The sequence below is a fragment of the Novosphingobium sp. FKTRR1 genome, from assembly GCF_020404405.1.
In the GTDB taxonomy this organism is placed as follows: Bacteria; Pseudomonadota; Alphaproteobacteria; order Sphingomonadales; family Sphingomonadaceae; genus Novosphingobium.
Window position 1 is genome coordinate 13,833 of sequence record NZ_JAIZDA010000030.1, and the last position, 12,086, is coordinate 25,918.

Consider the following 12,086-nt stretch of genomic DNA (forward strand, 5'->3'; position numbering starts at 1 on the left):
GGGCTGTCGGTCACCCGACACCGGGCGCATGGCCTGGGTCAACTGTTGAGGACGCGCGCATGCAAGCTTTGCCGCAGTGCTGGTTCACCCGCTTTCACCGCCCCGAGCGTGAGAGGTACCGCGAACCCGATGGCTCGGTCAGCAGCACCTGCCGCTATTGCCAGCGCGCCATCGTCAGTTGGGACCGGGAAGATTGGTCGCTGGCCGATGGTTTCGATGTCTCGCGGCTGGCGCTGCTGGTATCGGGGCGGTTGCTGACGCTTTACGACAAGGCTGCCGACTTCGTGGTACGGCGCTACAGCGTGGCGCATCTCAACGATGAAGAGGCCATTGTCGCTTACAAGCGCCAGTTACGCGCCGAATACGGGCTTGATGAGCCCTATAGCGTACTGGAACTGCGCGACAGTCAGCCGCGCGCCAGTTCGCATCGTGCACCTTCCGGCAAGCAGGCGATAAAGCGCCTTGCGCGGCAAGCTTTGCAATTTCCCTCAGAATCGGACCAAAATCTCATGTCCTGAATTAACGAGCGGACAACCATAGGCGCGGTAGCAAACCCCCAATGATAAGGACGGAGCGGTTTTTGCGCGGCAGGTTGCCGACGTTGCTGGCATGGTTTCTCGTGCTGCTCCTCCTTGTGCCTGTGCCCGCGTCAGCCCGACCGATCGTTCCTGCGCGTGCCTGTCATGCCGATGCTGGCCCGCAAGGCGGTTGGGCGGCGGTCGTCGCTCCGGGCAAGCGGTGGGAGTGCGATGCGGGCGGTTGGTCGATCGGTGGCACCGGCGTCGACCTGTTGTTCCAGCTTGCTCCGGGCCATTCTGCGGACCTGCCACGCAGTCTGGTGACACAGGCCTCGCGGTTCGAGGCGATCACGGTCTGGACTTTCGATGCCGATGGCACGCAGCATTCGCTGCGCCGCCGTCTTGCCGAAGCCGGCAATCCGGTGGCGGGCCCCTTCGTGACGATCCCGCTACCGCCGGTTACCGCGCGCACCACCCATGTGCTGGTGCGGATCGAACGACCGTGGAGCAAAGTCACCGCGAGCGAAGCATGGCTCGACACCGATCCGCAAGGCACCGGCTGGACGATCAGGCGGGTGGCGATGATGGCGATGATCTGCGGGTTGCTGATCGTGCCGCTGTTGCTCAACGGCGCGTTCTATGGCGTGCTGCGCGAGCGCTATGTGATCAGTCACATGCTGCTCACCGCCGGCATTCTGACGCAGGTGGTCATCGGCAGCGGCTTCCTGCGGCTGATCTCGTTCGTGACACCGGCCTTCGAAAGCCCGTTGTCGAACGCCTGTTTTGCTTTGTCTGGCGCGGCGGGGCTGATGTTCGCCGCCGACTTCATCGAGGATGGCCGATTGAGCGAGCGCTTGCGGCAGTTGTTGCGCGCCACCGCTCCGCTGGTTCTGGGCGTGGGGCTGAGCACCACGGTCCCGCTTGAGGCGCTGCGGCCGTGGGCGGCGCTGGTGATGCACCTCGACATGATCCCGGTGATCGCGCTGATCGGGCTGGTGGCGATTGCCGGTTGCCGCAATGGCAGCATCGCGGCCTGGTTCCTGGCTGCGGGCTGGGCCCCTGCGCTGCTGGTCGGGATATGGAAGGTCGCGTCCTATCTCGTCCCCTCGTTCCGCCCGCTCGATGCGCTGATCCTGTTCCATCTTGGCCTTGCCGCGCATGTGCTGATCACTACTTTCGGCATCATCCACGGCATGGTCGGCTTGCGGCGCGAACGTGACGATGCCACCGCCCGCGCGATCGAACTGGAAAGCGTTGCCGGACGCGATGCGCTGACCGGCCTGCGCAACCGCCACTCGATCGAGCGGCGCTTCGATGATCTGTTTCGCGTCGGATTTCGCACCATGGCGGTGATCGATCTCGACCATTTCAAGGCAATCAACGACGAACATGGCCACAATGTCGGCGATGTCGTGCTGAAGGCGGCGGCGCAGGCGATGCGCGAGGATGCCGACACGCGCGCGATCCGTCTGGGTGGCGAGGAGTTCCTGCTCTTGCTGCGAGGGGTCGATTCAGCCGAGCGTGCCGAGCGCAGCCGTCGTGCTATCAGCACCCGCGTGGCTACGGCAGTGCCGGGGCTCGACCGGGTCGTCACCGCCAGCATGGGGTTGGTCGAACATGATACCGCAGGCACGCTGCGCATCGAATTCGAACCGCTCTACGCCCATTGCGACCGCCTGTTGTACGAAGCCAAGCGGCTGGGGCGCAACCGTACCATGCGCGAGCGGGTCACGGCCTTTTCGCCGCCCCAGCAAAGCCGGGCGCTGGGGTAGGTTGTGGCCGCGCTACTCCTGCCGCGCAATTCAGGGCAGAAACGGGGCGGCAACGTCAGCCGGAACCCGCACAAGGCGGCCAGTGATCCGATCGAGCAGCGCCCAGGTGGTCAAGGCGCTGACGATGACTTTGCCCGCCGCGTTGCGAAACTCCACCTTGCGGTCGAATCGTGCGCCGACCGGCAGGGTGGGGATGAAGGTTTCGGCGGTCGCCGTCTCGCCTTGCCGCACATTGCCGCGATAATCGATCTCGTGCCGGGTCACGACCCAGATGTAGGCATCGCGGTGCGCCTGAGGAGCAACGGCATCCCAATGCGCCACGGCGATGTCCTGAATCCACTGCACCCACACCGCATTGTTGACGTGTCCCAGCTCATCGATGTGCTGAGGCCCGGCGGTGAAGGTCAGGGCGTGGCGGTTGGTCGGCATGCCGCTGGCTACAGGTTCAGGCCGGCACGCCAAGCTGCCACAGGATGAAGGCGAACTCCTCGGCGGTCTCCTTCAGGCTTTCGAAGCGGCCCGACTTGCCGCCGTGCCCGGCGCCCATGTTGGTCTTGAGCAGCAGTTCGTTCGTATCGGTCTTCAGTTCGCGTAGCTTGGCCACCCATTTGGCCGGTTCCCAATACGTCACGCGCGGATCGTTGAGCCCGGCCGTGACCATCAGCGGCGGATAGGCTTGCGCCTTTACCTGATCGTATGGCGAATAGCTGCGGATCAGGGCGAATGCATCCGCGTCCTCGATCGGGTTGCCCCATTCGGGCCACTCGCCCGGCGTCAACGGCAGCGTTTCATCGAGCATGGTGTTGAGCACGTCGACGAACGGCACGTGCGCCACTACCGCGCCCCACAGATCGGGGTCCGAGTTGATCACCGCGCCCATCAGCTCGCCCCCGGCAGAGCCCCCGGCGATGGCGATGCGCCCGGCTTGCGTCCACCCTTGCACCACCAGCGCGCGGCCGACATCTACGAAGTCTTTGAAGGTGTTGGTGCGCTTGTCGAGCTTGCCGTCCTTGTACCACTTGCGGCCAAGGTCATCGCCGCCGCGGATATGCGCGATGGCATAAGCGAACCCGCGATCGACCAGGCTCAACCGCGTGGTCGAAAAGCCCGGCCCGATGGCGATGCCATAGGCGCCATAGCCATAGAGGTAGAGCGGCCCGACGCCGACCCGATCCTTGCGCGCCAGGACCGATACCGGCACCAGCGTGCCATCGCGCGCGGTGATCTCCAGCCGCTGCGTGACATAGGCCGACGCATCGTAGCCGCTGGGGATTTCCTGCACTTTCAGCGTTTCAAGCCGCTGTTCGGCGACGTGATAATCGAACACCGTCGCCGGGCTGACCATCGATTCATAGCTGAGCCGCAGCGCCGAAACCGCCCATTCGGGGTTGTCGCCAAGGCCGGCTTCATAGCTGGCTTCGGGGAAGGTGATCGGCTCGATCCGCGCGGGATCGTCGTAGTAACGCACCTCGATCCGGTCCAACCCGCGCACCCGTCCTTCGACCACATAGAAGTCGCGGAACAGTTCGAAGCCGGTCAGGTAGAAGTCGTCGCTCCCTTCAAGCAGCGTGGTCCAACTGGCCGGATCGGCCAGCGGCGCTGTGGCCAGTCGGAAGTTCTCGTGGGTGTCGTTGGTGTGAACGAACAGCGTGTCGTCGCGCACGTCGACATCGTATTCCACACCTTCCTCGCGCGCCTTCACCACTACCGGGGCGGTCAGCGGTGCGGCGGCTGGAACAAGGCGCACTTCGCTCGTTTCATGGTCGCCGGTGCTCAGGATCAGCCATTGCTCGTTGGCCGACAGCGCTGCACCGGCGCGAAAGCCCTCGTCGTCCTCGTGGTAAAGTTCCACGTCGTCTGACGCAGGGCTGCCGAGCCAGTGCAGGCGCACGTTGTCGGTGCGCCATTGCGCGTTGGCGCGGCTGTAGACCAAGCCGGTATCGCCCGCGACCCAGATCAGGCCCGAGAGCGTATCCTCGATCACGTCGGGCAGCACCTCGCCGGTGGCGATCACCTTGACCCGCGCGGTGAAGCGCTCGCCCCCGTCCTCGTCCACCGACCAGGCCAGCCGCGTGCCATCGGTAGAGACCGACAGCGCGCCCAGCCGGAAGTAGTCCTTGCCTTCGGCCAGCGCCACTTCGTCAAGGATCAGTTCGTCGGCGCTGCCATCGTCGGCGCTGCCGATCGGGCGGCGCCACCAGCGTTTGTATTCGGCGCCGTCCTCGAACTCGATCCAGTACAGGAAATCGCCGTCCTTTTGCGGCACCGACTTGTCGGCTTCCTTGATCCGCCCACGCATCTCGGTGAACAGGGCGTCCATCGTTGCCTGCTGCGGCGCCATGCGCGCTTCGAACCACGCGTTCTCGGCCGCCAGATGCGCCAGCACGGCTGCGTCCTTCACCTCGGGATAGCCGGGGTCGCGCAGCCAGGCATATGCATCGGTCACGGTCACGCCATGATGGGTCATGCTGTGCGGCTGTCGGGCCGCGACGGGAGGGGCCAGAGGAGGAGTGGCGGACGCTGGTGCGGTGGGGGTGGTCTGAGGCATGACGTGCATCTATGGTGTCTGCCATGGACCCGCAAGGCGGGCGCACATTCGATCAAGGTTTCATGCAATGCTGATGAACACCCATGAGGCGCGGCTCGATGCGCTGCGCAAGCAACTGGCCAAGGACGGATTGGACGGCTTCGTCATCCCGATCTCGGACGAACACATGAGCGAATATGTCGGCGCCTATGCCCAGCGACTCGGTTGGCTGACCGGATTTGGCGGCTCGGCGGGAACGGCAGTGGTGCTGGCGGACAAGGCCGCGATCTTTGTCGATGGTCGCTACACCCTGCAAGTGCGCGAACAGGTCGATGGGCGCCTCTATGACTACGAAGCCGTGCCGCAGACCAGCGTCGCCGCGTGGCTTGGTGAGAATGCGCCGCATGGCAGCCGCATTGGCTATGACGGCTGGCTGCACGGGCGGGGCTGGGTGCAGGCGACCGAACGGGCGCTGGCCGCGCGCGGGGCCACGCCGGTTCCGGTCAAGGCCAATCCGGTCGATGCGGTATGGGCCGATCGGCCTGCGCCGTCGGCGGCCATCGCCGTGCCGCACGCCGATGCCTTTGCCGGGCAATCGGTAGCGGAAAAGCGCGGGGCGGTTGCCGAATGGCTTGCCGTGCGCGGTCTGGATGCGGCGGTCATCTCGGCGCTCGATTCGGTGGCCTGGTTGCTCAACATCCGCGGCAGCGACGTCGACAGCACCCCGGTCGCGCTGTCCTATGTCATCGCCCATGCCGATGGCACCGCCGACTTGTTCATCGCGTCCGAAAAGGTCACGCCCGATCTGGTCGCGCATCTTGGCAATGCCGTGCGGGTCGCGCCGCGCGATGCCTTTGTCCCCGCGTTGCAAGCACTGGCAGGCAAGCAGGTTGCCGTCGATCCCGACCGCGCGGTGGCCGCGATATTTGCCACGCTCGAGCAGGCCGGAGCCACCACCGTGGCCCTGACCGATCCCACCGTGCTGCCCAAGGCGCAAAAGAACCCGGTCGAACAGGCCGGCCACCGCGCCGCGCAGGCGCGCGATGGCGCGGCAGTCAGCCGCTTCCTGCACTGGCTTGAGGTGACCGCGCCGCATGGCGGGCAGACCGAACTGTCGGCTGCCGCCGCCTTGTTGGCCGAACGCGAAAAGACCGGCGCCTTGCGCGACCTGTCGTTCGACACGATCTCGGCGGCCGGGCCCAACGGGGCCAGCCCGCACTACAAGGTGGACGAACAGTCGAACCGCTTGATCGAACCAGGCAGCGTCTATCTGGTCGATTCGGGCGGGCAGTACCTTGATGGCACCACCGACATCACCCGCACCGTGTGGGTCGGCCCCGGCACCCCGCCGGCCGAGGTCAAGGACCGCTTCACCCGCGTGCTGAAGGGCCATATCGCGCTGGCGCAGGCGGTGTTCCCGCAGGGCACCAGCGGCGCGCAGCTTGACAGCTTTGCCCGCCAGTTCCTGTGGGCGGCGGGGCTCGACTATGCGCATGGCACCGGCCACGGTGTCGGCAGCTTCCTGTCGGTGCATGAAGGGCCGCAGCGCATCGCCAAGTCGCGTGGCGGGCAGGCCGGTACCGAGCAGGAGCTGCTTGCGGGCATGATCCTGTCGAACGAGCCGGGCTACTACAAGGCGGGCGAATACGGCATCCGCATCGAAAATCTGGTGCTGGTCGAAGATCGCCGGATTGCCGGAGCCGAAGGCGCCTTTTTGGGTTTCGAGACGCTCACTTTCGTGCCGATCGATCGCACGCTGGTCGATACCGCCCTGCTGACCCCGGCCGAGCGCGAATGGTGGAACGGCTATCACGCGCAAGTGCAGGCCATCGTCGGCCCGCAGCTTGACGGTGCCGATCTCGCCTGGCTGACCGAGGCTTGCGCGCCGCTTTGAGGGCGGGCTTGCAGGGCACTTTGTTCGTGATATGTTCCGGTTATCGCGACTCGGAAAAAGGATGATACGATGATCGGCTATGTCACGCTTGGCACCAATGACCTTGCCCGCGGCGCCTTGTTCTACGATGCGCTGGCGGCCGAACTCGGCACCGGGCGGATGATGGACTACGAAGGGGCGATCGCGTGGGGCACGCCCGGCGGTGCGGCCGGGATCGGGCTGATGCGCCCGTTCGATGGCCAGCCCGCCACGGTCGGCAATGGCGTGATGGTGGCGTTGGAAGCGCGCGATCCGGCGCAAGTCGACCGGCTCCATCAGATTGCGCTGGACCACGGCGGCACGTGCGAAGGCGCGCCGGGGCCACGCGGTGAAGGCGGGTTCTATGCCGCCTATTTCCGCGATCCCGATGGCAACAAGCTCAACGCCTTCGTCATGACTGCGGTGTGATTGCCGGGCGCAAGTTGCGACAAACTGCGACAATAATGGCCCGATGGCGGCATAGTTCCGCGACAAGCGCGGCTTAGAACGCATTTCAAGGAAGTCGCGGGGCGGCACACCAGCCCCCCCCCATTCCGCTCCGGCTCTCCCCCCCCACTGCCGGACGGAAGTCGCCCCGCGACTTTCTCACCCCGTTCGAGGATCTGAACGATGCGCACATTCACTGCGGCCGCCGCTGCGGCCATTCTGGCAACGGCGGCGACCGCTGCCTACCTTGCCAGCCCCGCCATCGCGCAGGGCGCTCCTGCGGGCGCTCCTGCCGCGCCTGCTCCATACGATCACGGCGGCCGTGGTCACGGTGGTTTCAGGGGCGGCTTCGGGCCCGGACCGCGTGGTCCGGTCACGTGGGCGCAGGCCAAGGCCAAGGCCGACGAGATGTGGGCCCGCCTCGACGTCAACAAGGACGGCAAACTTGATCAGGCGGACCGCGAAGCGGGCATCGCGCAGATGTTCGACCGCATCGATGCCAACCACGACGGCTCGATCAGCAAGGACGAATTCATCGCGCATCATCGCGCCATGGCCGAACATCGTGGCATGGGCCCGCAGGGCGATCACGGTGGCCCGCCGCCTCCCCCGCCGCCGCCCGGTGCCGGTGCGCCGGATGGTCCCGAACATGCCGGGGCTGGGCGCTGGCATCATCGCGGACCGGGGCCCGAAGGCCTGCTCGGCCCCGCCGACGCCGATCATGACAAGGTCGTGACCCGCGCCGAATACGATGCCGCTACCAAGGCGCGGTTCGATCGCGCCGATACCAACCACGATGGCACTTTGTCGGAAGCGGAACTGCGCGCCGGTTTTGCCCGGATGCGCGCGCGCGACGGGGAGGCAATCGGCGGGCCGCATGGGGCGCCCGGTGGCTTTCCCCCGCCGCCTCCACCTCCGCCGCCTCCGCCCCCGCCGCCATCTGCCGGCCAGTGATCTGGTCGGGCAAATCGGTTAAGGCGGTGCCATGACCGATCCTGTTGTCACCCCCGTGCGCATCCTCGTCGTCGATGATGAGGCCGCGCTGCGCGAGCCCCTTGCCGAATATCTCGTTCGGCAGGGGTTTGGGGTGACGCAAGCGGGTACCGCAGCCGAAGCCCGGTCAAGGATCGCGGCCGAAGCGCCCGATCTGGTCCTGCTCGACATCATGATGCCGGGCGAGGACGGGTTGTCGCTGTGCCGCCACCTGACCGAGACGCGGCAATTGCCGGTCATCTTCATCACCGCGCGCGGTGAATCGACCGATCGCATCGTCGGTCTGGAAATCGGTGCCGACGATTACGTCGTCAAACCGTTCGACCCGCGCGAACTGGTGGCGCGCATCCGCAGCGTGCTGCGCCGCGCCACACGCCAGCCGCCCGCGCCGGAAGACGATCTGGTCTATGAATTCGAGGATTGGCAGCTTGACCCGCTCAAGCGGCGGCTGATCGATCGTGACGGCGCGGTCGTGCCCATCTCCTCGGCCGAATACCGCCTGTTGCTGGCGTTTCTCGATCATCCGCGTCAGGTGCTCGATCGCGACCGTCTCCTCGATATGGTGCAGGGGCGCGAGGCGCATCTGTTCGACCGTGCGGTCGACAACCAGATCAGCCGCCTGCGCCGCAAGATCGAGGTCGACAGCCGCAATCCGCAACTCATCCAGACGGTGTGGGGCGGCGGCTACATGCTCGCCGCCGAAGTGCGCAAGGCTCCGGCCCGTGCCTGATTCAGTGTCGCGTCGGCGGCGCCTCACGCTTTGGCCGCGCAGCCTGCAAGGACAGATGCTGCTGGCAATCGCGCTGGCACTGCTGGTGGCACAAAGCCTTTCGGCCGTGCTGATCTGGCGCGAACAAAGCGAGCGGCATTTCTTCGTGCTGGTCAACAACGCCGCTTTCCGGCTGATGGGCGACCAGATGCGGCAACCCGGCGGGCCCGAGTTCGGGGGGCCGCATCGACATGGTCCCGATGGCCGAGAGGGGCGCGGGCCCGATGCGCCTTCAGCGTCACCCGGTGCCCCACATGGCCCGCCACCACCCCCCGACGATCTGTTCCGCCTGCCGCGACCGCTGCGTTTGCAGACCGAGGCCACGTCCCCGCAACGGCCCGGCGACAAGTCGCGGCCCGACGTGCTCAAGGCCTTGCGCGAACTGCTGGAAACCCAGGGGGTCACGCCCGGCCCGCTGCTGGTGGTGCAGCGCGATCCGCACGCCGATCCGCTGGTCGAGCCGTGGCTGCGCGATCTGCGCAAGCGCCTTGCCCCCATCGGCTGGGACGGTGACCCGCAGCTCATCGTCGCTGCGATGCGGCGGGCTGACGGCAGCTGGCTCACCGCCCGGTTGATCGTGCCGCCAACCGAGCGGCAGCAACTGCTCGGCCTGTTGCCGCAAACGGTGCTGCTCTACCTGTTGCTGGTCGGCGCGGTGGCGCTGATCCTGCGGCGACTGGCGCGGCCGTTGCGCGCGCTGACACGCCGGGTCGAGGACTTCGCCCGCGATCGGCGGCTGGACGGCCAGTTGGAGCCGGAGGGCCCCGAAGACATCCAGCGGCTGGTGATGGCGCACAACCTGATGGAAAACCGCATCGCCGCGCTGCTCGATGAAAAGGACGTGATGCTCGGCGCCATCGGTCACGATCTGAAGACGCCGCTGGCCGCGCTGCGCGTGCGGATCGAGGCGGTGGAGGACGATGTCGAACGCGGGCGGATGGCCGCGACGATCGAGGATATCAACCGCTCGCTCGATGACATTCTCTCGCTCGCGCGGGTCGGGCGTCCCTCCGATCCGCTCGAGCCCACCGAACTGTCGGCGCTGGTTGCCGATGTCGTCGGTGAGTACGAGGACATGGGCGAGCCGGTTACGCTGGAAGAGGGTGCACGGATGGTCGCCTCTATCCGCGCGACGTGGCTGCGACGGGCGCTGCGCAACCTGATCTCCAACGCCCTGCGCTATGGCGAACAGGCGCGGGTGACGCTGGTGCGCCAAGGGAGAGAGGCCGTGCTCACGGTGGCAGACGACGGTCCCGGCATCCCCGAACGCGACATCGAGCGGATGATGGAGCCGTTTACCCGGATGGAAGCATCGCGCAACAGTACCACTGGCGGTACGGGGCTTGGCCTGACGCTGGCGCGGGCGATCGCCGACCAGCATGGTGGGTCGCTGCATCTGGCCAACCGGGTGGAAGGCGCAAGGATCCGCGGGTTGATCGCGACCTTGCGGGTGCCGCTCGTCAACGTCGACAAAGGCCAGCCCTGAACCTCAACCGGTGCTGGATCGGCGCCGGGTCAGCGCAACAGACCGCCGAGCAATCCGCGAGCGAACCGGCCGAACGCCGCGCCGCCCAACTGCGTGGCGATCGTGCCGACAACGGCTTGCGCGCCCGACGCGATGGGCGAGGCGCGCGACTTGCGCCCCGTCAGCTCAGCCGCCAGCACCGACCCCGCCGAAGCAGCGATCGCGCCGACGGCAGCCTTGCCCGCCTTGCCCCACAGTGACGGCGACTGGCGCGGCGCGGCGCGCTGGGCAGCGGCGCCCTGTTCCTGCGCCTGTTGCGCGGCGGCGGCAGCGTCGCTGGCTTTCTGCGCGAGCACTTCGGCGGCGGACTCGCGGTTCACGGCGCTGTCGTATTTGCCGTCGAACGGGCTGGTCGAACGGATGATCTTGCGCTCCTGATCGCTTACCGGTCCGATCCGCGAGCGCGGCGGGGCGACCAGCGCACGCTGCACCACGCCCGGCGCGCCGTCGGCATCGAGCGTGGAGACGAGCGCTTCGCCCACCTTCAACTCGGTGATCGCCTTGCCGACATCGAGATCGGGGTTGATGCGGAAAGTCTCGGCTGCCGCCTTGATGGCCTTCTGATCGCGCGGGGTGAAGGCGCGCAGCGCATGCTGCACGCGGTTGCCCAATTGCCCGGCGATCTTTTCGGGGATGTCGATCGGGTTCTGGCTGATGAAATAGACGCCCACGCCCTTCGAACGGATCAGCCGGACGACCTGTTCGACCTTTTCCATCAGCGCGTCGGGGGCGTCATCGAACAGCAGGTGGGCTTCATCGAAGAAGAATACCAGCACCGGCTTGTCCGGATCGCCCACTTCGGGCAGCGCTTCGAACAGTTCGGACAGCAGCCACAACAGGAACGTGGCGTAAAGCTTGGGGCTTTGCATCAGCTTGGCCGCCGCCAGCACGTTGACCTGGCCGCGACCCTGTTCGTCCACGCGGATGAAATCGTTCACCTCGAACGCGGGTTCGCCAAAGAAACGGTCCGCGCCCTGGCTCTCGAACGACAGCAACTGGCGCTGGATCGTGCCGACACTGGCCTTCGAGATGTTGCCGTATTTCGTGGCCAGCGTGCTGGCCTGCTCGGCGCAAGTCATCAGCACCGCCTGCAGGTCAGCCATGTCGAGCACCAGCAGCCCGTTGTCGTCGGCATAACGGAAGGCAATGTTGAGCACGCCTTCCTGCGTTTCGTTGAGCCCCATCAGCCGGGCGAGCAGCAGCGGCCCCATTTCCGAAACGGTAGTGCGTACAGGATGCCCCGCCTCGCCGTACAAGTCCCAGAACACCGCCGGATTATCGGCGTAAGTGAATGGGTCGATGCCCAGTTCGCGCGCGCGATCTTCGATCTTGTCGGCGTGTTTTGCGGCGGAACTGCCGGGCAGCGCGATCCCGGCCAGATCGCCCTTCACGTCGGCCAGAAACACCGGCACTCCCGCGGCTGAGAACTGCTCGGCGATGCCTTGCAAGGTCACGGTCTTGCCGGTGCCGGTGGCGCCCGCGATCAGCCCGTGGCGGTTGGCGCGATCGAGCCGCAAGACCTGCCGATCGCCGTTGGCGGCCAGACCGATGAAGATTTCGCCCATGGTGTGCTCGCCCGCTCCCTGATGATCGCTACCCGTCAGGGCAAGGCTTAGGCCGCGA

10 protein-coding genes are annotated in these 12,086 nt (G+C 66.5%); 7 read left to right on the plus strand and 3 right to left on the minus strand.

All coding sequences use genetic code 11. The features are described from left to right. Positions 1–59: 59 nt before the first annotated feature. Both LDN95_RS19085 and LDN95_RS19090 read left to right on the plus strand, forming a co-directional pair. Positions 60–518, plus strand: a complete 459-nt coding sequence (locus tag LDN95_RS19085; RefSeq protein WP_226019162.1) for a hypothetical protein — start codon at positions 60–62, stop codon at positions 516–518. Positions 519–619: 101 nt separating this feature from the next. Beyond that, positions 620–2,290 (plus strand): diguanylate cyclase, encoded by a 1,671-nt coding sequence (locus tag LDN95_RS19090; RefSeq protein ID WP_226019163.1) that lies wholly within the window; start codon positions 620–622, stop codon positions 2,288–2,290. Positions 2,291–2,320: 30 nt separating this feature from the next. Here LDN95_RS19090 and LDN95_RS19095 read toward each other — a convergent pair whose 3' ends face one another. Together LDN95_RS19095 and LDN95_RS19100 are read right to left on the minus strand one after the other, a co-directional pair. Next, positions 2,321–2,719 (minus strand): thioesterase family protein, encoded by a 399-nt coding sequence (locus LDN95_RS19095; RefSeq protein ID WP_226019164.1) that lies wholly within the window; start codon positions 2,717–2,719, stop codon positions 2,321–2,323. A gap of 16 nt (positions 2,720–2,735) precedes the next feature. Then, positions 2,736–4,838 (minus strand): S9 family peptidase, encoded by a 2,103-nt coding sequence (locus tag LDN95_RS19100; RefSeq protein WP_226019165.1) that lies wholly within the window; start codon positions 4,836–4,838, stop codon positions 2,736–2,738. A 67-nt stretch (positions 4,839–4,905) separates the two neighbouring features. On the opposite strand from LDN95_RS19100, the gene LDN95_RS19105 reads away from it, so the two are divergent. From LDN95_RS19105 to LDN95_RS19125, 5 genes are all read left to right on the plus strand, one after another. Beyond that, complete coding sequence (locus LDN95_RS19105) at positions 4,906–6,711, plus strand: aminopeptidase P family protein (RefSeq protein WP_226019166.1); 1,806 nt, start codon at positions 4,906–4,908, stop codon at positions 6,709–6,711. Between the two features lie 69 nt (positions 6,712–6,780). Next, positions 6,781–7,158 carry a VOC family protein gene (locus tag LDN95_RS19110; RefSeq protein ID WP_226019167.1) on the plus strand — a complete coding sequence of 126 codons (378 nt, stop codon included), beginning with the start codon at positions 6,781–6,783 and terminating at the stop codon, positions 7,156–7,158. Between the two features lie 201 nt (positions 7,159–7,359). Continuing rightward, entirely contained in the window at positions 7,360–8,130 is a 771-nt protein-coding gene (locus LDN95_RS19115) for an EF-hand domain-containing protein (RefSeq protein WP_226019168.1), read from the plus strand. Between the two features lie 31 nt (positions 8,131–8,161). Further along, the gene (locus tag LDN95_RS19120; protein ID WP_226019169.1) at positions 8,162–8,899 is read left to right on the plus strand and encodes a response regulator; all 738 of its coding nucleotides are present in this window, start codon (positions 8,162–8,164) and stop codon (positions 8,897–8,899) included. Then, entirely contained in the window at positions 8,892–10,424 is a 1,533-nt protein-coding gene (locus LDN95_RS19125) for a sensor histidine kinase (protein WP_370631716.1), read from the plus strand. Before LDN95_RS19120 ends, LDN95_RS19125 begins: the two co-directional genes overlap by 8 nt. 29 nt (positions 10,425–10,453) lie before the next feature. Here LDN95_RS19125 and LDN95_RS19130 read toward each other — a convergent pair whose 3' ends face one another. Beyond that, positions 10,454–12,028 carry a helicase HerA-like domain-containing protein gene (locus tag LDN95_RS19130; RefSeq protein ID WP_226019189.1) on the minus strand — a complete coding sequence of 525 codons (1,575 nt, stop codon included), beginning with the start codon at positions 12,026–12,028 and terminating at the stop codon, positions 10,454–10,456. Positions 12,029–12,086 lie beyond the last annotated feature (58 nt).